This window comes from Rahnella inusitata (assembly GCF_003263515.1).
Classification (GTDB): domain Bacteria; phylum Pseudomonadota; class Gammaproteobacteria; order Enterobacterales; family Enterobacteriaceae; genus Rahnella; species Rahnella inusitata.
The window spans coordinates 1-21,815 of the sequence record NZ_JYDE01000044.1 but is presented as its reverse complement, the minus strand read 5'-3'; the positions used below and the strand labels follow the sequence as shown (position 1 = coordinate 21,815).

At 53.7% G+C, this 21,815-nt stretch carries 28 protein-coding genes; 12 read left to right on the top strand and 16 right to left on the bottom strand.

Annotated elements, in window-relative coordinates; all coding sequences use genetic code 11:
- Positions 1-42: 42 nt before the first annotated feature.
- The 6 genes from ibaG to mlaF all read right to left on the bottom strand — a co-directional run bounded on the left by ibaG (position 43) and on the right by mlaF (position 3,623).
- A complete protein-coding gene (ibaG, locus tag TU92_RS21160; protein WP_112169210.1) occupies positions 43-297 on the bottom strand; it encodes a BolA family iron metabolism protein IbaG in 255 nt (84 codons plus the stop codon).
- Between the two features lie 174 nt (positions 298-471).
- Positions 472-789: a lipid asymmetry maintenance protein MlaB gene (gene mlaB, locus TU92_RS21155; protein WP_112169209.1), complete on the bottom strand. Its 318-nt coding sequence runs from the start codon at positions 787-789 to the stop codon at positions 472-474.
- The gene (gene mlaC / locus TU92_RS21150) at positions 786-1,418 is read right to left on the bottom strand and encodes a phospholipid-binding protein MlaC (protein ID WP_112169207.1); all 633 of its coding nucleotides are present in this window, start codon (positions 1,416-1,418) and stop codon (positions 786-788) included. Before mlaC ends, mlaB begins: the two co-directional genes overlap by 4 nt.
- A 41-nt stretch (positions 1,419-1,459) precedes the next feature.
- The gene (gene mlaD, locus TU92_RS21145) at positions 1,460-2,017 is read right to left on the bottom strand and encodes an outer membrane lipid asymmetry maintenance protein MlaD (protein WP_112169345.1); all 558 of its coding nucleotides are present in this window, start codon (positions 2,015-2,017) and stop codon (positions 1,460-1,462) included.
- Between the two features lie 4 nt (positions 2,018-2,021).
- The gene (mlaE, locus tag TU92_RS21140) at positions 2,022-2,804 is read right to left on the bottom strand and encodes a lipid asymmetry maintenance ABC transporter permease subunit MlaE (RefSeq protein WP_112169205.1); all 783 of its coding nucleotides are present in this window, start codon (positions 2,802-2,804) and stop codon (positions 2,022-2,024) included.
- A gap of 15 nt (positions 2,805-2,819) precedes the next feature.
- Entirely contained in the window at positions 2,820-3,623 is an 804-nt protein-coding gene (gene mlaF, locus TU92_RS21135) for a phospholipid ABC transporter ATP-binding protein MlaF (RefSeq protein ID WP_112169203.1), read from the bottom strand.
- 337 nt (positions 3,624-3,960) lie between these two features.
- Here mlaF and TU92_RS21130 point away from each other — a divergent pair, with 337 nt between their 5' ends.
- The 11 genes from TU92_RS21130 (at position 3,961) to npr (ending at position 11,978) form a co-directional block, all read left to right on the top strand.
- Entirely contained in the window at positions 3,961-4,938 is a 978-nt protein-coding gene (locus tag TU92_RS21130) for a calcium/sodium antiporter (protein ID WP_112169201.1), read from the top strand.
- 19 nt (positions 4,939-4,957) lie between these two features.
- Positions 4,958-5,944 (top strand): arabinose-5-phosphate isomerase KdsD, encoded by a 987-nt coding sequence (kdsD, locus tag TU92_RS21125; RefSeq protein WP_112169199.1) that lies wholly within the window; start codon positions 4,958-4,960, stop codon positions 5,942-5,944.
- Positions 5,945-5,960: 16 nt separating this feature from the next.
- Positions 5,961-6,527, top strand: coding sequence for a 3-deoxy-manno-octulosonate-8-phosphatase KdsC (gene kdsC / locus TU92_RS21120; protein ID WP_112169197.1), 567 nt, complete (start codon positions 5,961-5,963; stop codon positions 6,525-6,527).
- Complete coding sequence (gene lptC / locus TU92_RS21115; protein WP_112169195.1) at positions 6,524-7,093, top strand: LPS export ABC transporter periplasmic protein LptC; 570 nt, start codon at positions 6,524-6,526, stop codon at positions 7,091-7,093. Before kdsC ends, lptC begins: the two co-directional genes overlap by 4 nt.
- Complete coding sequence (gene lptA / locus TU92_RS21110; RefSeq protein ID WP_112169193.1) at positions 7,071-7,628, top strand: lipopolysaccharide ABC transporter substrate-binding protein LptA; 558 nt, start codon at positions 7,071-7,073, stop codon at positions 7,626-7,628. The genes lptC and lptA overlap by 23 nt, the downstream gene beginning before the upstream one ends.
- Positions 7,629-7,634: 6 nt before the next feature.
- Entirely contained in the window at positions 7,635-8,360 is a 726-nt protein-coding gene (lptB, locus tag TU92_RS21105; RefSeq protein ID WP_112169191.1) for an LPS export ABC transporter ATP-binding protein, read from the top strand.
- Between the two features lie 102 nt (positions 8,361-8,462).
- Positions 8,463-9,896, top strand: coding sequence for an RNA polymerase factor sigma-54 (rpoN, locus tag TU92_RS21100; RefSeq protein ID WP_112169189.1), 1,434 nt, complete (start codon positions 8,463-8,465; stop codon positions 9,894-9,896).
- A gap of 23 nt (positions 9,897-9,919) precedes the next feature.
- Positions 9,920-10,207 (top strand): ribosome hibernation promoting factor, encoded by a 288-nt coding sequence (gene hpf / locus TU92_RS21095; protein ID WP_112169187.1) that lies wholly within the window; start codon positions 9,920-9,922, stop codon positions 10,205-10,207.
- Positions 10,208-10,316: 109 nt separating this feature from the next.
- Positions 10,317-10,787, top strand: coding sequence for a PTS IIA-like nitrogen regulatory protein PtsN (ptsN, locus tag TU92_RS21090; protein ID WP_112169343.1), 471 nt, complete (start codon positions 10,317-10,319; stop codon positions 10,785-10,787).
- 67 nt (positions 10,788-10,854) lie between these two features.
- The gene (gene rapZ / locus TU92_RS21085; RefSeq protein ID WP_112169185.1) at positions 10,855-11,709 is read left to right on the top strand and encodes an RNase adapter RapZ; all 855 of its coding nucleotides are present in this window, start codon (positions 10,855-10,857) and stop codon (positions 11,707-11,709) included.
- A complete protein-coding gene (gene npr / locus TU92_RS21080; RefSeq protein WP_112169183.1) occupies positions 11,706-11,978 on the top strand; it encodes a PTS phosphocarrier protein NPr in 273 nt (90 codons plus the stop codon). Before rapZ ends, npr begins: the two co-directional genes overlap by 4 nt.
- 26 nt (positions 11,979-12,004) lie before the next feature.
- On the opposite strand, the gene TU92_RS21075 is transcribed toward npr, so the two are convergent.
- The 10 genes from TU92_RS21075 to TU92_RS21030 form a co-directional block, all read right to left on the bottom strand.
- Positions 12,005-13,924 (bottom strand): BglG family transcription antiterminator, encoded by a 1,920-nt coding sequence (locus TU92_RS21075; RefSeq protein ID WP_112169181.1) that lies wholly within the window; start codon positions 13,922-13,924, stop codon positions 12,005-12,007.
- A 77-nt stretch (positions 13,925-14,001) separates the two neighbouring features.
- Positions 14,002-15,192, bottom strand: coding sequence for a lactonase family protein (locus TU92_RS21070; protein WP_112169179.1), 1,191 nt, complete (start codon positions 15,190-15,192; stop codon positions 14,002-14,004).
- A 117-nt stretch (positions 15,193-15,309) separates the two neighbouring features.
- On the bottom strand, positions 15,310-16,050 hold the full coding sequence (dagF, locus tag TU92_RS21065) for a 2-dehydro-3-deoxy-phosphogluconate aldolase (protein ID WP_112169177.1): 741 nt from the start codon (positions 16,048-16,050) through the stop codon (positions 15,310-15,312).
- Positions 16,047-17,174: a DgaE family pyridoxal phosphate-dependent ammonia lyase gene (locus TU92_RS21060; RefSeq protein ID WP_112169175.1), complete on the bottom strand. Its 1,128-nt coding sequence runs from the start codon at positions 17,172-17,174 to the stop codon at positions 16,047-16,049. Before TU92_RS21060 ends, dagF begins: the two co-directional genes overlap by 4 nt.
- Positions 17,164-18,294 (bottom strand): amidohydrolase/deacetylase family metallohydrolase, encoded by a 1,131-nt coding sequence (locus TU92_RS21055; protein WP_112169173.1) that lies wholly within the window; start codon positions 18,292-18,294, stop codon positions 17,164-17,166. Before TU92_RS21055 ends, TU92_RS21060 begins: the two co-directional genes overlap by 11 nt.
- 84 nt (positions 18,295-18,378) lie before the next feature.
- Positions 18,379-19,026, bottom strand: coding sequence for a DUF4310 family protein (locus TU92_RS21050; RefSeq protein WP_112169171.1), 648 nt, complete (start codon positions 19,024-19,026; stop codon positions 18,379-18,381).
- Positions 19,027-19,038: 12 nt separating this feature from the next.
- Entirely contained in the window at positions 19,039-19,815 is a 777-nt protein-coding gene (locus TU92_RS21045) for a DUF4311 domain-containing protein (RefSeq protein WP_112169169.1), read from the bottom strand.
- A gap of 32 nt (positions 19,816-19,847) precedes the next feature.
- A complete protein-coding gene (locus TU92_RS21040; protein WP_112169167.1) occupies positions 19,848-20,147 on the bottom strand; it encodes a DUF4312 family protein in 300 nt (99 codons plus the stop codon).
- Positions 20,147-20,512 (bottom strand): SFCGS family glycine-rich protein, encoded by a 366-nt coding sequence (locus tag TU92_RS21035; RefSeq protein WP_013577270.1) that lies wholly within the window; start codon positions 20,510-20,512, stop codon positions 20,147-20,149. The genes TU92_RS21040 and TU92_RS21035 overlap by 1 nt, the downstream gene beginning before the upstream one ends.
- A gap of 41 nt (positions 20,513-20,553) precedes the next feature.
- Entirely contained in the window at positions 20,554-20,904 is a 351-nt protein-coding gene (locus tag TU92_RS21030; protein ID WP_112169165.1) for a PRD domain-containing protein, read from the bottom strand.
- A 399-nt stretch (positions 20,905-21,303) separates the two neighbouring features.
- On the opposite strand from TU92_RS21030, the gene rnk reads away from it, so the two are divergent.
- Positions 21,304-21,714, top strand: a complete 411-nt coding sequence (rnk, locus tag TU92_RS21025) for a nucleoside diphosphate kinase regulator (protein WP_112169163.1) — start codon at positions 21,304-21,306, stop codon at positions 21,712-21,714.
- Positions 21,715-21,815: the final 101 nt, after the last annotated feature.

Genomic DNA, 21,815 nt, shown 5'->3' with positions numbered 1-21,815 from the left:
ATAAGAGTCAAAGACGAGGAAGCTGCCGGAAGCCCGACAGTCTTATAACCCACTCAGTTTACGGTCACGCGCCCATTCTTCAGGGGTATACGCCTTGATAGACAGTGCGTGAATTCGATTGTCGGCGATGTATTCCATCAGCGGGGCGTAAACGGTCTGCTGTTTTTTCACGCGGCTCATGCCATCAAACATCGCACCAACGACAATGGCCTGAAAATGACTGCCATCGCCAGTAATGTGGGCTTCATCCAGTGCCAAGGCGTTCATCAGCACTTCTTTAATTTCATTCGTTTCCATAGGGATCTATTCTTCTGAAGGATCATAACAGCCCGGTATCTTATAGGGATCGGGGCAAATCTTAAACCACGAAAAAGCCCCTGAGGAAGAGTTTCGCACAGGGGCTTTGAGGTCTTTACGTTAGCAGTTCACGGCAGGTTCGCTAACTTACCGTAACCACTCACTATTCTTTATTCACTGACTGACCGCCGGAGCGGAGATGTCGGCTGGAATAATGTCCTGAAGGTTATACAGCGCGATCAGCGTTCTCAGCCGGTCGGTAGTCCCTTCAAGGGTCAGAGAGACGCCTTGCTGGCTGGCTTCCTGACGCAAATGCACCAGCAGCGCCAGACCGGAAGAGTCCACGCGTTCCAGCCCGGAGACATCCAGACGCGTGACGCCGGCCAGCAGCGATTTACGGGCATCCCAGACCGGCAACAGCGTTTCGCGATCCAGGCAGCCGTGCAACGTCAGCAGCGGCGGCTGGCATTCCCAGCGCAGGCCATCACTCATTTTTGATCCAGGGTAATCGGTTGTGCCGCAGCCTGTTTCAGACGTGCAGTCAGACCATCAATCCCTTTCTGACGCAGGATATCCGCCCATTCATTTTGCTTGGTGGAAATCATACTGACGCCTTCGGCAATCATGTCATACGCCTGCCACTCACCGGTGCGGCTGTTTTTACGCCACTGGAAATCCAGACGAACCGGAGGACGGCCATTTGGATCGGTGATGGTCACGCGGATGGCGATGATGTCTTTGTCGGCATAAGACTGTTCAGGCTGAACCTGATAGCTCTGACCGTTATACAGCGCCAGCGCCTGGCCATAAGCCTGCTGCAGGTAATCGCTGAACGCCGCGAAGTAGGCTTCACGCTGTGCCGGGGTAGCCTGCTGGTAATAGCGGCCTAACACCAGCGCACCGGCGTATTTGATTTGCACATACGGCAGAAGCTCGTCGCGCACGACCTGACGCAGATAGTTTGGATCCTGCTTAATTTTTGGCTGTTCGTTTTTAAGACGGGTGAAAGTCTTGTTCGCCGCTTCATTCATCACGCTGTAGGGATTGGTTTTATCCACAGCGGCATTGGCCATCGGGGCCATCACCACCAGCAGCGCAGCAATTACTAAACGTTTAAACATTCTAACTTCCTCTTTATTGGAGAATCCACGTTGCCAAATGCTTAATGCACAGCCGGTTGTGGGGCTGTATTAGCATCAGGTGCAGGTGTGGCATTTGCAGCAGGTGCCTCGCCCGCATCAGGGTCGGCCTTTCCATCACCGCTCTTGTACAGGAACTGACCTATCAGATCTTCAAGCACCAGCGCTGATTTGGTGTCCTGAATGACGCCTCCCTCTTTAAGGATAGTCGTCCCCATCTCAGGATCTTCAAAACCAATATTCAGTGCCAGGAATTGTTCGCCCAGTAAACCGGAAGTACGGATCGCCAGCGTACTGGTGCTTGGGATCTGGTTGTACTTCTGATCGATATTCATTTCGACACGCGGAGAATAATTTTTATCCAACGTGATGCTACTGACACGACCGATCACTACGCCGCCCACTTTCACCGGTGAGCCGCTTTTAAGGCCACCAATATTGTCAAAGTCCGCAGAAATACGGTAAGTGGGATCCGAACCGATGGAGCGGATATCAGCGACTTTCAGACACAGGAAGACCACCGCAATCAATGCGATAATCATAAATGCGCCAACCCAGATTTCACTCTTTTTCGTTTGCATGGTTTTAATTTCCAAACATCAGTGCTGTCAGCACAAAATCTAATCCCAGCACCGCCAGTGACGAATGCACCACAGTACGTGTCGTTGCCCGGCTGATCCCTTCGGACGTCGGGATCGCGTCATAGCCATTGAACAGCGCAATCCAGGTCACAGTGATCGCGAAAACAAGGCTTTTAATCAGGCAGTTAAGCAAGTCAGTCCGCCAGTCTACCGCGGTTTGCATCGCTGACCAGAAGAAACCGCTGTCGATACCTTTCCAGTCCACGCCGACCAGCGATCCGCCCCAAATCCCTACCGCGACAAATATTGCCGTCAGCAAAGGCATGGAAATCAGACCGGCCCAGAAACGCGGTGCCACAACGCGGCGCAGCGGATCGATCGCCATCATTTCAAGACTGGAGATTTGCTCCGTCGCTTTCATCAGGCCCAGCTCTGCGGTTAAGGCAGAACCGGCGCGACCGGCAAACAGTAAGGCAGTCACCACAGGGCCCAGCTCGCGCAGCAAAGAAAGCGCGACCATCATGCCCAGACTGGCTTCAGCACTGTAGGTGGTTAAAATCAGGTAGCCCTGTAACCCCAGCACCATGCCAATAAACAGGCCGGACACCAGGATGATTAACAGAGAAAGTACGCCGACGCTGTAGAGTTGCTTGATGAGCAACGGCCACTGCTTGGCGAATTGAGGCTTGCCGACCAGTGCCCGGAAGAGCATCAGACCCGCACGGCCAAAAGAGACGCAGGTTTGTATCCCGCGACGCCCGACTGAGGCTAGCGCCTTAGTTAACATAAATTGGACACTCCATCATCCGAGCAACTCGGCTTTGTAATCACCGGCCGGGAAACGGAAAGGCACCGGTCCATCGGCAATACCGTCAAGGAACTGACGAACGCGCGGATCAGGATTGTTTTGCAGCTCCTCAGGCGTTCCTTCAGCAATGACATGTTGTGCAGCAACGATATACGCGTAATCGGCAATGCTCAGCACTTCGGGCACGTCGTGAGAAACCACAATGCAGGTGACGCCAAGCGCATGGTTCAGTTCATCAATCAGTTTAACCAGCACGCCCATCGTGATGGGGTCCTGCCCGACGAACGGCTCATCGAACATGATAAGTTCCGGGTCAAGGGCAATAGCACGCGCCAGTGCGACGCGTCTTGCCATCCCGCCGGATAATTCAGCAGGCATCAGTTCACCGGCACCGCGCAAACCGACCGCTTCCAGCTTCATGGTCACCGTGCTGCGCAGCAAGACCTCCGGCAATTTACTGTGTTCGCGCAGCGGAAACGCCACATTCTCGAACACATTGAGGTCAGTAAACAATGCACCGGACTGAAACAACATGCTCATTTTCTTGCGGGACTCATACAGCTTGCGGCGCGAAAGAGTCGGAATATTGTCCCCGTCGAACCAGATTTCACCGCTGTCGGGCGTCAGCTGACCGCCGATAAGGCGCAGCAACGTCGTTTTACCGATCCCTGAAGGCCCCATTATGGCGGTGATTTTGCCTCGCGGCACCGTCATATTTATCTCTTCGAAAATGGGACGATCGCCGCGCACGAAGCTCATGCCCTTGATCTCTACCAGATTCGACTCGCTTTGACTCATTCGTTTATCCCTTCGGAATGCCTTTGCAAAAGACGACTTCCGCTTAAATTACTTTCGCTAAGAATACGTCTGGCCCGCAAGCCGTGTTGTATAACTTTGGTATTTTTACAAAAACTTACCCCAGTTTCGTTACCAAAGTTGCCATCGATTTACTTTTCCGCCACAGACGGTCAAAATCAACGAATAACCATTTTATGATAAAAGCCTTCATCGTCTAACATACAGGAACCTGCTGGCGCCCTTTTCAGACAAAATATCGCACCAGACCATGTTGACGAAGGAATCGCCTGCCCGCCTGGGCAACGAATCTCGCATTATACCCAAGAAAGGATGTTTCATGCTTCTCGCTATCGTACTGATGATTGTCGGCCTCTTACTTCTTGTGTATGCCGCCGATCGTCTGGTGTACGGAGCCGCGGTATTAGCACGTTCGATGGGCATGCCTCCGCTTATTATCGGGATGACCGTCGTCGGCGTCGGGATCTCCCTTCCTGAGCTGGTCGTTTCCACCACTGCCGCCATCAATGATCAAATGGATTTGGCGGTCGGAAACGCAATTGGTTCAAATATCATTAATATTCTTCTGATTTTGGGCGGTGCAGCCCTGATTCATCCACTTTCCGTGCGTTCTGATATATTACGCCGCGAACTCCCTCTATTGTTACTGGTCACAGGGCTCTGCGGTTTTCTGTTAAGTGACGGAGAACTCAGCCGTCTGGATGGCGTTTTGCTGCTGGCCAGCGCCGCGGTCTTTATGATGCTGGTGATAAAAATCGCCCGCGCGGCCGAAAAAGAAGGGCTCGATACGCTGACTTATGAGCAGATGTCCGAGCTGCCTTCCGACAGCAGTAACACCGTGGCGTTTTTGTGGCTGGCGCTGGGCTTTATCATTATGCCGCTGGCGTCAGGGATGATTGTCGATAACAGTACCGTGATTGCCCGTTATTTTGGCGTCAGCGAACTGGTGATCGGTCTGACGGTGATTGCCATCGGAACCAGCCTGCCAGAACTGGCGACGTTTATTGCCGGTGCTCTTAAAGGTGAAGACGACATCGCGCTGGGTAACATCATCGGCGCGAATATCTTTAATACCTGTCTGGTGCTGGGATTACCCGCGCTGGTGGCACCAGGCTCGTTCAACCCGGATGCGTTTCATCGCGATTACTGGGTCATGCTGGCGGTCAGTATAGTACTTACCGGGCTTTGTCTGATGCGAAAACACCGTATCGGTCATTTAGCCGGTGCACTGTTACTTTGTGGATTTATCGCCTATATGGCGGTGCTGTTCCTTCAACCGGACGGCATTGGCCTCTGAACTCTGTCAGGAATTGACTATGGCTAACGATATCCTCGCCTCCGACTTTGATTTCCAGGCTGTCGGACGTGAAGTGCTGAAAACAGAACGTGAAGGACTTGAGCAGTTAGATCAATACATCAACGGTGATTTCACCCGTGCGTGTGAGAAAATTTTCGCCTGCACCGGTAAAGTTGTAGTGATGGGTATGGGCAAGTCAGGACATATTGGCCGGAAAATGGCCGCCACCTTCGCCAGTACTGGCACCCCGGCGTTTTTTGTCCACCCGGGCGAAGCCAGCCATGGCGATCTCGGCATGGTGTCCAGACAGGACATTGTGATCCTGATTTCCAACTCCGGCGAAGCGAATGAGATTCTCTCGCTAATCCCGGTGTTAAAGCGTTTAGCCATTACGCTTATCTGCATGACCGCGAATCCCGAAAGTACCATGGGGAAAGCTGCCGACGTGCATCTTTGCGTGCGGGTGCCGAAAGAGGCGTGCCCGCTCGGGTTAGCGCCAACCAGCAGCACCACAGCGGTATTGGTGATGGGCGATGCCCTTGCCGTGGCGCTGCTTGAAGCTCGCGGTTTTACGCCGGAAGATTTCGCCCTGTCACATCCCGGCGGAGCACTGGGTCGCAAGCTCCTGCTGCGCGTTAGCGATATCATGCACTCAGGTGATGAAATCCCGCACGTCAGCCGCGATGCGTCTTTGCGCGATGCCCTGCTTGAAATCACCCGTAAGAATCTGGGGATGACCGTCATCTGCGACGACCTGATGAAAATTCAGGGTATCTTCACTGACGGCGATTTACGCCGGATTTTCGACATGGGCGTGAATATCAACACGGCGTCCATTGCAGATGTGATGACCACCGGCGGCGTTCGCGTGCGTCCTTCCCTGCTGGCAGTGGATGCGCTGAATTTAATGCAGGAAAAACACATTACCTGTGTGATGGTTGCTGATGGTGACCAGTTGTTGGGTGTGTTACATATGCACGACATGCTGCGCGCTGGCGTAGTTTAATTGAGGAATGCCCTGAATGAGTATTAGCACAGCCCTGGTGGATACCTGCTACGGTCCGGTCAGCACCGACGTGCTTGAACGGGCGAAAGCGGTTCGCCTGCTGATTTGCGATGTGGACGGCGTCATGTCTGATGGCCTGATCTACATGGGAAATCAGGGAGAAGAGCTGAAAAGTTTCAACGTTCGCGACGGTTATGGTATCCGTTGCCTGCTGACTTCTGACATTGAGGTCGCCATTATTACAGGCCGCAATGCAAAATTATTGGAAGATCGCGCCAAAACCCTCGGGATACGTCACTTGTATCAGGGTCAATCAGATAAGCTTTTGGCCTTCCGCGAACTGTTAGATACACTGTCGCTTCGGGCAGAGGACGTCGCTTACATCGGTGATGACCTGATTGACTGGCCGGTGATGGCCGAAGTGGGTCTGTCCGTCGCGGTTCAGGACGCACATCCTATCCTGTTGCCAAAGGCACATTACGTCACCCGCATTGCCGGTGGCCGTGGCGCAGTTCGCGAATTATGTGATTTGATTCTGCTGGCGCAGGGCAAGCTGGAGGACGCCAAAGGGCTGTCGATATGAATAAAACAAGACTTTGGATCATTCTGGTTCTGACAGCCATTGTTCTGGTGCTGATTGGCTGGTCGCTGTCGGATAACTCCGATGACGCACCGCAGGCGGTTAACGATCAGGATCCGACCTATCAAAGCTCCCACACGGTCACCATGGTGTATGACCCGCTGGGTAGCCTGACGTACAAACTGGTCTCCGATCAGGTCAAATACTACACCACCGATCAGGTAACCTGGTTTACCAACCCGGTGGCGACCATGTATGACAAGAATAAAGTTCCAACCTGGGTGCTGCGTTCTGATAAAGCCAAGATGACTCAGGATAAAATGCTCTATCTTTATGGGCATGTGCAGGCAGATAGCCTGACGCCGGAAACATCGCAGCTGCAAAGAATCAAAACGGACAATGCACGGGTTAACCTGACGACACAAGACGTTGCTTCAGACGATGAAGTGACGCTTTACGGTACAGGTTTTACATCTAACGGCATGAAAATGCGTGGTAATCTGCGTGATAAAACAGCAGAGCTGATCGAAAAGGTAACGACCTCTTATGAAATTCAAAGTAAAAAATAAAATCCGTAATCTTCTGATCACAGGCTCCTTGCTGGCCGTCAGCATTCCGGCGTTCGCGCTGAAAGATGACACAACGAAACCGATCACCATTGATTCAGCTAATCAGGCGCTGGATGTGAACACCAACACGGCGACCTTTACCGGCAACGTGGTGGTGAATCAGGGTTCGATTCAGGTCAAAGCCGATAAAGTGGTCGTGATCCGCCCGCAAGGCGTATCCGGCAAAGAAGTGGTTGAAGGCTACGGTAACCCTGTGACCTTCTACCAGTTACAAGACAACGGCAAACCTATCAAAGGCCACGCGCAGAAAGTCCGTTATGAAGTGGAAACCGATCTGGTGACCCTCACCGGCAACGCGTACCTTGAACAGCTCGACAGCAACGTGAAAGGCGATCGTATTACCTATCTGGTGCAGAAGCAGCAGATGGAAGCCTTCAGTGATAAAGGCAAGCGTGTCACGACCGTTCTGGTCCCGACGCAGTTGCAGGAAAAGACCCCGGCAGCAGCCGGCGGCCAGACCAAAAAGAGTAACTGATAATTTATGGCAAAATTAATCGCAGAAAATCTGGCGAAGGCATACAAAGGCCGTAAGGTCGTTGAAGATGTCAGCCTGAACGTTAATTCGGGCGAAATCGTCGGATTACTCGGCCCTAACGGTGCCGGTAAAACCACCACGTTTTACATGGTGGTCGGTATCGTCCAGCGTGATGCGGGCCGCATTATCGTCGACGACGAGGACATCAGCCTTTTGCCATTGCACACCCGCGCACGTCGCGGCATTGGTTACCTGCCTCAGGAAGCGTCCATTTTCCGTCGCCTCAGCGTGTTTGATAACCTGATGGCGGTATTGCAGATCCGTGACGACCTGAATAAAGACCAGCGAAACGATCGCGCCAACGAGCTGATGGAAGAGTTCCATATTTCCCATTTGCGCGATAACCTCGGTCAGTCACTGTCCGGTGGTGAACGCCGTCGTGTGGAAATTGCCCGTGCGCTGGCGGCGAACCCTAAATTTATCCTGCTGGATGAACCCTTCGCCGGTGTTGACCCGATTTCCGTTATCGACATCAAAAAAATCATTGAGCACTTGCGTGACAGCGGCCTCGGCGTGCTGATTACCGACCACAACGTTCGTGAAACGCTCGACGTGTGTGAACGCGCCTATATCGTCAGTCAGGGCAAACTGATCGCCCACGGCACGCCAACCGACATTCTTGCTGATGAACAAGTAAAACGTGTTTATCTGGGTGAAGAATTCCGTCTGTGATCTGCGCCGCCTGAACCGCGCCTGTTTCGCTTTACAATGAAACGGGCCGGTTCTGACCGACGTGTTGCCGTTTGAACTCATCTACGGATATAAAGCCAAGATATGAAGCAAGGTTTGCAACTCAGATTCAGCCAACAACTGGCCATGACTCCTCAATTACAACAGGCGATCCGTCTGTTGCAATTGTCCACGCTTGAGCTCCAACAGGAGATCCAACTCGCGCTGGAGAGCAACCCTCTGCTGGAACAAACTGACCTGCACGATGAAATCGATGCAGTCGAAACCCCTGACAGTGAAGGTCTGGATACCCGCGAAGCCCTCGAGCAGAAAGATATGCCCGAAGAACTGCCGCTCGATGCCACCTGGGATGAGATTTACACCGCGGGCACGCCGTCCGGGACAGGCAATGATTACAGCGACGACGAACTGCCGGTGTATCAGGGTGAAACGACCCAGACATTGCAGGATTACCTGATGTGGCAGGTCGAGCTGACGCCGTTTTCTGACACCGACGCCGCTATCGCGACCTCCATTGTCGACGCCGTGGATGACACCGGTTACCTGACAATTTCTCTGGACGACATCCTCGAAAGTATCGGCGATGAAAACGTCACCATGGATGAAGTCGAAGCCGTTCTAAAGCGCGTTCAGCGTTTTGACCCGGTGGGTGTGGCGGCGCGCGACCTGCGCGACTGCCTGCTGATTCAGCTTTCCCAGTACATCCCGGAAACGCCTTTCATCACAGAAGCCAGACTTATCATTAGCGAACATCTGGATCTGCTGGCGAACCATGATTTCCGTGCACTTATGCGATCAACCCGTCTAAAAGAAGATACACTGAAAGGAGCGATGCTCCTGATCCAGTCTCTTGATCCGCGTCCGGGACAGTCAATCAATACCGGCGAATCCGAATACGTGATCCCGGATGTACTGGTGCGCAAAGTGTCCGGCGTCTGGTCGGTCGAACTGAACTCAGACAGCATTCCACGGCTGAAGATCAACCAGCAGTACGCCGCGATGGGCAATTCCACCCGCAGCGACAGCGACGGACAGTTTATCCGCAGCAATCTGCAGGAAGCCAAGTGGCTGATCAAAAGTCTGGAAAGCCGTAACGATACCCTCCTGAAGGTCACGCGCTGCATTGTCGAACAGCAGCAGGCGTTCTTTGAGATGGGTGATGAATACATGAAACCGATGGTGCTGGCCGATATCGCCAGCGCCGTTGAAATGCATGAATCGACGATTTCGCGCGTGACGACGCAGAAGTTCCTGCACAGCCCGCGCGGCATTTTCGAACTGAAGTATTTCTTCTCCAGCCATGTCAGTACTGACAGCGGCGGCGAGGCATCGTCCACCGCAATCCGGGCGCTGGTGAAGAAATTAATTGCAGCGGAGAATCCTGTAAAACCGCTGAGCGACAGTAAGTTAGCAACCCTGCTTTCCGATCAGGGCATCATGGTTGCACGCCGTACCGTTGCAAAATACCGAGAGTCTTTGTCCATCCCGCCCTCAAACCAGCGTAAACAGTTAGTTTGACCTCAACAGAGAAGGAAGACATTATGCAGCTCAACATTACCGGACATCACATTGAGATCACCGATCCCCTGAGAGAATTTATCTCGTTGAAACTGGCGAAGTTAGAACAGTATTTCGACAGGATTAATCAGGTGTATGTGGTGTTAAGCGTTGAAAAAGTGCAAAAAGTCGCGGAAGCGACACTGCATGTGAACGGAGGCGAGTTGCATGCCACCTCGGAACATCAGGATATGTACGCAGCGATTGACGGCCTGGTTGATAAACTGGCCCGTCAGCTGAACAAACATAAAGACAAACTGAAACAGCACTGACATTCATGTAGCCAACCCTGTGCTACAAACCTTCAGGCATCGGCTTGTGACCTTCGGGGAACGAGCCGATATAGCTTTAAGGGTGAATCAGCGCAAAAGTGAAGATGACATGATCAACGATATAGCAATGCAATTAACGTCGGTGCTCAATGCCGAATGCACCAAAAGCGGCGTTCATTGCGCCAGCAAAAAACGTGCGCTGGAAATCATCAGCGAGCTGGCGGCCAAACAACTGAATTTGTCGCCACAGGTGATTTTCGACGCCATTTTGACCCGTGAGCGTATGGGCAGCACCGGGATCGGTGCCGGGATCGCCATCCCGCACGGCAAGCTGGAAGAAGATACGTTACGCGCCGTCGGCGTGTTCATTCAGCTCGAACAACCGATCGCGTTTGACGCTATCGACAATCAGCCGGTAGATCTGCTTTTTGCCTTGCTGGTTCCTGCAGATCAATGTAAAACCCACTTACACACCTTGTCTTTAGTGGCCAAGAAATTGGCAGATAAAACAGTGTGTCGCCGACTGCGCGGAGCGCAAAGCGACGAAGAACTGTTCAAGATAATGACAGAAAACGAATAATTTTAAGATTCCCGGCCGCACGCCGGGAAAGTGAATTCTGAACACTGAATGCCAGGGGAGTGACACCATGGTGCTGATGATAGTCAGCGGCCGTTCCGGTTCCGGGAAGTCGGTTGCCCTAAGGGCATTAGAAGACATGGGATTTTACTGTGTGGACAATCTGCCGGTGGTGTTACTGCCGCAGCTTGCCCAGACGCTTGTCGAGCGCAATACGTCCGCCGCCGTCAGCATTGACGTGCGCAACATGCCAGAAACACCGGAAGTTTATGAGTATGCGATGTCACAACTGCCCGAGAGTTTCTCGCCGCAGTTGCTGTTCCTCGACGCCGACCGCAATACCCTGATCCGCCGTTACAGCGACACCCGTCGTCTGCACCCGCTTTCCAGCAAAAATCTGTCCCTCGAAAGTGCCATCGATGAAGAAGCCGATCTGCTCGAACCGCTGCGTTCCGCCGCCGATCTGATCATCGACACCTCTGAAATGTCGGTTCACGAGCTGGCAGAAATGCTGCGTACCCGCCTTTTGGGCAAACGTGAACGCGAACTGACGATGGTCTTCGAATCCTTTGGTTTCAAACATGGCCTGCCGATTGATGCCGATTACGTCTTCGACGTGCGTTTCCTGCCGAACCCGCATTGGGATCCGAAACTGCGCCCGATGACCGGCCTGGATAAGCCCGTCGCAGCCTTCCTCGACCGTCATACCGAAGTGCACAACTTTATCTACCAGACCCGCAGCTATCTCGAACAATGGCTGCCCGCGCTGGAGACCAACAACCGCAGCTATCTGACCGTCGCCATTGGTTGTACTGGCGGTAAACACCGTTCGGTGTATATCGCGGAAGAACTGGCCGACTATTTCCGTTCCCGTGGGAAGAATGTTCAGTCCCGCCATCGCACGCTGGAAAAACGCAAATCATGACGGTGAAACAAACGGTAGAAATCAAAAACCGGTTAGGGATGCACGCCCGTCCGGCGATGAAGTTGTTTGAACTGGTGCAGAGTTTTGAATCAGAAGTGATGCTGCGCAACGGCACAGGCATTGAGGCGGAAGCCAGCAGCGTGATCGCCCTGCTGATGCTCGATTCGCCGAAAGGCCAGCAAATCGAAATCGAAGCCACCGGCCCCGATGAAGCTGAAGCGCTGAGCGCCGTAGTGAATCTGATTAATTCCGGATTCGATGAAGACTAAGAATTAACCCCCCTGTTTAAGCCGTATTAAATGCGGCTTAAACAGTCGATCGCAATGGCCTTAAAGCTCTCAAAATTCTCACTGCTCAGCAAACGGCTCATCGAACGCTCCCGAACAAACGTCACGAACAAATCGTAAATCGCCATCGCCTCTTCGTAATCTGCCTTGCTGATCGCCAGCAGGAAAATCACATGCGCCGTTTCCCCTTCGCCCCAGGCGATGCCCTGCTGCGACAGCAAGGTGATCACCACGGTTTTCTTCGCCAGCAAGCCTAGCGAATGCGGCAATGCAATGCCTTCACCCAGCATGGTAGAGACAATTTCCTCGCGCTCTACCACCGACGGGTAAAATGCCTGATCGACATACCCTTCTTCTTCCAGCTGCGAACACACATGGCGAAACAGCTCCGCCTGCGTCATCGGTTCGTTGATGATCATGAAGTGTTTTTCGTCGAAGAATTTTTCCAGCATATAAGGCCGGGTGCGATCCACCAGCACCAGCTTACCGAGCTGTTCCATCTGATATTCCGTCGGGAACGGCGACAGCACCACCACCGGCTTATTCTTCTCGCTGATGCGTGCATTCGAGATAATAAAATCTTCGTCAATGTGCTCCAGTTTCTCGTAATCGCGCAAGGATACGATTTGCTTCATCACCAGCTGCGGATACTTACGGCTGATCTGCGCCTGAATCATACGGATGGTGGAATTGCCGGTATCGCACACCATCATTACCTGCGGATGGCGCTGATAGCCTATGTCGTAGTGCCGCTCCAGCCCGACGCCGATGTGCAGCACCAGAAAACCGATTTCGTTTTCGCTCAGCGTATACGGCGTATATTTCCCCCAGCTGGAGACCGCCGCCAGCGTGACGTCATACGCCATCGGATAATGCTGTTTGATGTTACTCAGCAGCGGATTAGGGATGTTTATCTGATATTTCACCCGCGTAATCATGGTCTTGATATGCGTGAGCAGATCCGCACGTAGCTGCTTGTCGCCCTGCAAATCATAGTTATAGTGCGCGTTGATATACGAAAGAATGTAATCGACCAGCGATTCATCGTCATCGGCGTTAATGTCGGTCGGCAGAATGTTCTGCACGCGACGCGCGGCGATGTTCACCCGTAAATACGCCTCTTCGGACGCCGGAATTTCCTTACCGACCAGACTTTTCAGCTCTTCCGCCAGCCGCAGGGAGACCTGCTTCACCGCCGGATCGCCCTCTTCCGCGTCGAAATCCGTCAGCGGATAACCGCCGGTAATGCGCTTGATCGCCACCGCACAGTAGAGAATCAGATACTGCTCACCCGCATCGGTCAGCTGAATAGACGACTGCGTCAGCAGCTGATGCATGAACCGCGTCAGCGGCACCAGCGCCTCTGGCTCCAGGCTCTCGGCTTTCAGCAGCGGATTGGCCTGCTCTTCGGCATCGAGCTGAAACAGCAAATCGGTCAGACAGGCGCGGATCGCCAGTTCTGCGCCGAACAGCTTCATGCCGTAACGCGGTTTGGTTTCGATATTCAGGTGGTAGCGCGTCAGATGCTCCCTCACCTCAGCCATATCATTTTGCAGGGTTCCCCGGCTGACAAACCATTCATCGGCCAGATCTTCCAGCTTCAGTGAAAAAGCTGAGGTCAAAAAGCGGATCAGCAACGTCTTCACCCGTTCGGCAGCGGTGCGCGGCGTCGGGTTCGGTTTACGTTGTGTCGATTGCTGCAACGACGAGAACAGCGCCTGATCGTCAATGCGCAGCTGATAACCGCTGCCACGGCTGTGCACAAAGGTCGCGCCGTAACCGGCAATAATTTCATTGAGCGAGGTGATATCCGCACGCACGGTGCGCGTTGACACCTCCAGACGCCTGGCCAGCTCATCCTGAGGGAGGGTTTCGGTCTGTAACGCATCAAAAAGTTGCGCCAGCCGTTGATTGGGAAATCTCACCATTGTTGTTCCATATTATTGCAGCTATACCCCATCCGCCTGGACGAATGGGGTTTGGTTCTGACGTTGTATCTTATCAATCAGGGCGCGATCACCAGCTGCGACGGACTGGCGACCGCCACGTAGCGGTCGACGAAGGTCAGTTTACCGCTGTCCGGCGATACCTTGAATGTAGTGATGTTATCGCTTCGTTGATTCATTGCGTAAATATATTTGCCGTCCGGTGACAAGGTCAGCGTGCGCGGGTAATCACCCCGTGTCCAGGTTTCATCGCTCCATTTCATTGCGCCCTCGCCGGTCACGCTCACCTGCGCGATGCTGTTGTGCAGACGGTTCGCCACGTACAGATGCTTGCCGTCCTTGCTCAACACAATACCTGCTGCAAAGTTGGTGCCTTTGAAACCGGCAGGCAACGAAGACAGGCTGTGCAGTTCGGTCAGCGTGCCGTTAGTGGCGTCAAAGCGGTAGCTGGTCAGCGTCGAAGCTTCTTCGTTGATCAGGAAAACCACTTTCCCGTTGGGATGGAAGACAAAATGGCGCGGCCCGGCACCTGCTGAAGAGGCGCTGATAAACGGCGGATCGTTGGCTTCCAGCACGCCGGTTTTTGCGTTCAGCTTCCACTGATAAATCCTGTCCAGCCCGAGATCGGTAGAGAACACGAATTTGCCGGAAGGATCGGTGGCGATCATGTGGGCGTGCGGCCCGTTGTGATCGCTCACCGCGAAACTGCCTTCGGCAGCGGCCGCTGGTTTGCCTGCGCCCGCCGGGCCGGAATCTTGCTGGCTGTTGCTGGCGTCACTGAGTTTGCCGTCAGCCGCCACCGGGAATACCGCCACGATGCCGCTGATGTAATTGGCGACCAGCAGATGATCACCCTTTGGCGTCAGTGACAAATACACCGGCCCCGCGCCTGCGGAATCCACCTGATTAATCAGCGTCAGGCTGCCGTCTTCCGGTGCGATACGGTAAGCGGCGATTGCGCCATGTTTACCGCCGTTGTAATTATCGATTTCACTGCCGACGAACAGCGTTTTGCCGTCGTGGCTGAGCACCATCTGCGCCTGATTAGGCAGCTGGCTGGCAAGCGTCTTCTCGCTCAGCGCCCCGGTTTTAGGATCGAATTTAAAGCGGTAAACACCTTCCCCGTTCGGGTTGTAGGTGCCGACATAAGCAAAGTGTGGCGTCATAGTTTTTTCGGCTGCGTAGAGCGGCATGGCTGAAACGGCCAGCATCGCGGAGGTTAAACCTGAAATCAGAAACCAGTTTCTCATACATTTCCTCAAACGGGGTTGTCAGACAAACGAGAGACTCCGCGCCCGCCCGTGGCCGGGAGAACGCAGAGGGTTTAACCGCGCAGACGGCTTACCGCGCAGGAAAGGTCAGAACGTTCAGCCCACCAGCTTTTTGACGCTGGCCAGCAGGGTTTTCACATCTTCAGGACGGGTATTACCGGTCGCACTGTCGATGATTGAGCTGTAAATGTGCGGGATGATTTTCGTCACCCCCGCCGCCAGCGCGATTTCCATAATCGCCTCGAAGTTTTCCAGATCGATACCGCCGGTCGGCTCCAGCCAGAAATCCTGTTCCGCACAGGCACGCGCGACCGCCGCGAATTCGTCACGGGTGCTCAGTCCGCCCATCGGGAAATATTTCACCGAACTGCCGCCCATGTCTTTGAGCAGCGTAATGGCCGTTTCCACCGGCACAATCGCATCGCTGGCCTTTGAGCTCAGTGGCCCGGTGTTGATCTTCACAAAACCCGCTTTGCCGGTCGGTGAAATCAGACCGTTGACCACGCTGTCGTTCTGGCCCAGCAGCGCACGGCTGGTGCCGACGCCGGTAAACACCTGATTGACGTGCTGCGGCTGCACCTGGGCAGAAATCTGGCTGACCATTAAAGACTGACGCGGATCGCCCGCACCGAGGCCGACGGATAACGCGTTTTCAATCAGCGCGGCATATTCCTTCATGTCCGCCACGGCGCTCGCCACATCGGCATAATTTTTGGAGAGCACGCCGACCAGCACATGACCTTCCGCCGCCTCATAGATATCGCGGGCGTTGTCTTTCGAGCCTGCCAGCACGTTCAGGCAGACGCGGTCACGGTAGAAATTAGGGGTCAGCTTCATGCTTTCTCTCCACTGAAAAGATGTTTGAAACGGCTGGCGACGATGGCGAGCTGCGGCGGCGTCACGCTGCGCACATCCACTTCAATCTTGCCTTCGTTGGCGCGATAACCGCGGAAATAAATGGCGATATCGCCGTTTTTCATCGCCTCCACAATGGCTTTGGTTTTCCAGCCCAGCACCGCTTCATCGAAGGTAATTTCCGTGCGGGCAATGTCGCGCCCGGCGCTGTCCCAGACCACACGGCCGGTGACGCCGTTGATTTCATTCAGGCTGGCAATGAATGGCGTCATTTTATCGACCATTTCCTGGCCGGTGGTTTTCGGCAACGTGATGTAACTTTCAATCGCCTGCGTCAGGCCAAGAATGCCCTCTTTACCGACTTTCATCGCGCGGCCAATGCCGCCGGATTGCAGCTTCACCCATTCGACGTACTGTTTTTTACCCAGCACCAGACCACTGGTCGGCCCTTCGATGGCTTTCGCACCGCTGTAAATCACCAGATCCGCGCCCATTTCGTAGTAACAGGTCAGATCTTCTTCTGCAGCCGCATCGACGATCAGCGGCAGGTTATGTTCCTGCGCTACCGCCGCCGCCTCTTCCACGGAGAGAATGCTTTTCTGCACACAGTGATGCGATTTGATGTACATGATGGCCGCCGTGCGCGGCGTGATGCAGGCCGCCAGCTGTGCCGCCGAGCATTCATTTGCGTATCCGGCTTCGACAACCTTGCCGCCGCCCATCGTTACCATGGTGGCAACCGGCGCACCGAAATTCACGTTGTGGCCTTTTGGCAGCACGATGTCGTGCGGAACCTCCAGCGGCGCAGCGTGCAGATTTTCCAGCAGCCACGCGTTGTCTTTGACGATCACCGCCGCGACCGACTGCGCGATCCCGGCAGACGCACAGGACACCACGACTGCGCTTTCGACATTCAGCAGTCTGGCGATGTATGCGCCGGTTTTATTCACCAGATCTTTCATTTCGAAGAAATGATTCAGGCCGGTATTCACCACGGCCGCCACTTCTTCACGCGGCGTCGACACGCCGAGAATGGTCATGCGGCCGGAAGCATTAATGACCTGTTTTAACTGATACTTTTCATATAACGAGTGTTCAGAAGACATGAGCAGATTTCCCTTCTTCGGTTAACAGGGTGACGCCCGCGACCACAGCGGCCAGAGGCACCAGCAAACTTTCGCCCTTCACGGACTGACCTTCGGAATCGATAAAGACCTGCGGTGCATGGCGCAGCTCAAACAGGGTCAGATCGGCGTCGGCACCGACGTCGAGACGCCCTTTGGCTGGCAGGCGTAGCGCATCGGCGGCGTGCGAGGTGACGCAATCAATCACCTGTGGCAACGTCATGCCGACGCTAAAGAATTTGGACATCACCGTCGCCAGGCTGTGAACCGGCCCGCTGATGCGGTTGCGGCAGTAAATATCGGAGCTGATGGTGTGCGGCAAAATGCCCTGCCTGATGGCCAGTTCTGCCACCTCAAAGCTGAAACTCGCGGAGCCGTGACCGACATCCAGCCGCACGCCACGGCCCAGTGCGCGTTTCACCGAGTCGCGCAACACGCCTTCCGGCGACAGAATGCGGTTCGGCTTGCCGTTGTAGCAGTGGGTGATTATGTCGCCGGAGGTGAGTAAATCTGCGATTTCGTCGAGATTCGGCGGGTTATTGCCGATGTGAACCATCAGCGGTAAATCATCATTTTCCTGCTGAATTTCTTTAGCGCGCAGCAGCGGCTGAATACCGTTCTGGCCGACCACACTGCTGCTCATGCGGGCTTTGATACCGATGATAAAACCGGGATTTTTTTCGATTGCCGTGCGCACCGCCGCTTTGTCGATCTGCGCCATATCGGCCAGTTCGTTTTGCGTGACAATGCCGGTGCGGGCGATATTCAGAAACGCGTAGACGTTTGTTTTCGCCGCACGGGTGATTTGATAGAAATCATCGACATCATTCGCGCCGGTACTTCCGGCATCGGCCACGGTAGTGACGCCGCTCGCGACACCGATCAGATCGGCTTCATCATGATAAATCGGTGATTTGGGGTAACAGTGAACGTGGGAGTCGATCCAGCCCGCGCTGGCGTAAACCTTGCCGTGCAGATCGAGAACGTGGCGGGCAGATGCGTCCGCCGGGACGCCAAGGGCGGCGATTTTGCCGTCGCGGATGGCGATGTCCATCAGGCTGCCGTCTGTGCTTTTTGCCTGTCGGATGATCAGATCATACATTCTCTCTTCTCCGTCTTTCTTCTGCGTAAGTCCGGGCCTCAGAAGCGCGTTCCGACGCCCGGTTACTGCTTTTTACTGCCGTTCCTATAGGGAAACCGGGAAAATCGCGCCCAGCACCATCGCACCAAGAATGGCACCGCCGGTGATCGGCTTTTGCCACAGATAAAAACCTAACGCGCCCAGCAACGAGCCCAGACCGATAGGAATCGACGCGGCCATCGCGGACAGGATAATCAACGGCCCGAGGAAGCGGCCAGAGGCATTACCCGCGCCCATCATCACGTCCGCCCCGTAGGTCGAGTTGCTCTGATTGATGGTGAATTTACGCGCCAGAATGATGATGTAACCCACGGCTAAACCAAGGATCAGGCCGGTCACCAACGAGGCTGCAAAGTTCGCAACCGGGAAGATGATCCCCGCGCCCAGTAACATCGCCGGAACGCCAAGGCCGATACCGGTCTGGATAGCACCGCCGATATCTAAAATCCCGACCAGGGATCCTTCGATGATGCGGGCGAACAGGAAGCTGGCACCGAAGGCCGCCACTGCGCCATACACGCCGGTATCCATGCCTGAGCGCAACATTGAGACGAATGCCACTTCGTTAAACGCCCCGATGCCATACAGGTAATACATGTGCGTCCCGGCGAATACGCCGGAGGACAGCAATCCAACAAAGATCGGGAACGACCATTCGGCGTACCAGAAACCACGTTTGGCTTGTTCTTCCATTGTCATTTCCCCTTACTTGCCGCTGATGGAGTTGTGGATGCCGTTCAGCCATGTCGGAACGTCCAGCATGAATGACTGCAACAGTTTGACGTCGAAACCACGGAAGAAGCCGCTGAGAACGAACAGCGCGATAATCGCCGCCATCATCACTTTGGTGACGTGGTTCCAGCCGCTTTCTTCGACGCCTTTCCCGATCAGGATACCCAGCACCAGCCCCGGTACGGCGTTGCCCATGATCATCTGCGCCAGACCGCCAAAAATGGTGGCCCAGAAACCTGAACGACGTCCTGCATCAATCGCAGCCAGCCAGAAAATCACCGGCATGACGGTGTTCACCAGCAAGTTTGCCGCAGGGACCAGCACTTTGATCGCCGTGACCTGTAATGCAGCAGGTACCGCCGAGGCCGTGGTGTTGAGGAAGGCCACGACAATCATGCCGATGATGCCGCCCGCAATCGCCATCTTGCGCGGATCATGCATGGTTTCAGCGACGTTGCGGTTTTTGAACATCAGTGCCGCGGTCGCCCAGTGAGGGATGATGCGGTGGTCGACGTCCTGAGTGAAAGACCCCGCCGCAACAGAAGATGCCCAGGCGTTAAAGAAGAAGCCCAGACCGAATGAAAAATGCGAAGCCGGATCGCCTTCACAGGAATTTAATTCCCCAAGAGTACGAAAAGCCCCCATTCCTTGCACGGTAGGCGCGTGGAACATACGTGCGGCACCCGCACCTACGCCCACCCCGACCAGTCCGCCGATAATAAGCGACTTAAATAAAATAATTAAAAACATCAGTATATCCTTGTCATTTATAGCTAACGTTTTTATTTCGTGACAAAAACTACCTGTTCCGTATCAATAACAGTCAGGTTGACGGTAATGTCTAGCGCCACGTAATAACTCTTTTTTTCCCTGGCCAGAAAAAAGAACAGAAACTTTTCTCTTTTAACGGACTCTTCGGCTTTAATTACCTTGACGTCCTGCGGTTCAATGCGCAGCAAGACATTATTCACCGAAGCTTTGAGAACGGTTCGCTGAACCTGACTCAGTGCGGAAGAAAAGGCGGCAGCCTTATTTTCGCCTTTTCCCTCAACCCGAACTGTCGTGGTTGATTGTTGTTTCATTACGCCTGACCATACTTTTTGTTATAAGCTTCCACCAGGCGCTGACCCAGTTCTTCTTTATCCATAAATCCAAACCCTAATACCAAACAGCCTTCGTTAATTGCGGTGACACCTTCATCCACTGAGCGCATCCCGTATTTGGCTTTATATCCATATTTGTTTTGTGCGGTAATCGCACCCGCGCCGCCACTGCCGCAGAAAGAAATACCAAAGGTCGCGCCTTCTGCTTTCATCACGTCGCCGAGTTTCATATCTGCTGCCATACCAGGGACAACAATGGCTTTTCCGCCTGCCGCTTCTACGCCTGCTGCGACTTTCTGCCCTTTACCTAAACGGTCGCCGATCACGACTAATACTTGTCCCATGATTTATCTCTCCAATTAATTCGCTGTACGGTATGTGAAATTTATTTTGGCTCGTTGTCGCGTGCGACTTCGAAATGCACCGAGAGCAAATAGGCTTCTTCGATCGGTAAATTTCCGAACCAGCCGATCACCTCTTCTGCCATTTTCATGGAGTCATCAGAGATCTCATCAAATAATTCTTTTTCGACTTCAGGTAACGGCTCACCGGTAATAGATCGCAATACCATGGCTTTAACGTGAGACGTTAACATTTGCAACTGAACATCTGTGGTATAGATATTTTTTGCACTTTGCATGGCCTGAATATCTTTTAAAACTTGCTCTGTGGTCACCGCGGCGTCTTTCAATTCAATTTGCCCGGCCCCCTTCACAGATGCGCTTGCGTTATTCACTCGCGGTTACCTCTCTCCTTGCCTGACTCACTAATTTCAGCCGTTTATTTCGTCTGTCTTTACCCTAACCCCAAGGGGATTTGCTGTGTAGACCGTCTTTTTCCAGTTCGAAGTGGAAATACAATGAGCTGAGCAGATCCAATTCGCAAAACGATAAGTTAAGTCGTCATATCACTGAGTATTACCGTCTGTAGCAGCGTATTTCACTGGTTATCGGAATTTTCGCACTGCGGAATAATTCCATCACATCCCTTTCATTTCCGCTTAAGAGTGCCTAGTATCAAAGAACATCCGCAAATTACTGACACCCCTGCGCTTACCCGCGGGGGTGTTATTTTTTGCCTACTGGCAACCCATCCGCATGAAGCGGGTGATGCAAAAGGAATCCTGGAGAATGTTATGAGCAAACCGACACTGACCATCAGCGAACTTGACGCAGAACGCCTGGACACCCTGCTGGCGCAGCCTGCCTATGCCAACAGCCCGGTCGCAGATGCCCTGAATGAAGAGTTGGATCGCGCAGAGATTTTGCCGCCAGAAGACATGCCCGCCGACGTGGTCACGATGAACAGCAAGGTTCGCTTTACAGAAGGTAAAGAGGGCGAAGAACATATCCGCACGCTGGTGTATCCGGCGGCGCTCAAAGACAGTAACGAGCAGTTATCAGTGATGGCACCGCTTGGGGCAGCGTTGCTGGGCTTGCGCGTGGGTGGAAGTATCACATGGAAGATGCCGAACGGAGAAGACAGCCGGATCGAGGTGCTGGAGTTATTGTTTCAGCCGGAAGCAGCCGGCGAACTGCGGCGTTAAAGTCCGTTAATCTCCTCCCCTGCGAAGGGGAGGATCGGGGTGTGGTATAACAAACAAATCAATAAGTTGTAGTATGTACAGCCAATGATTTTGTCATTAAA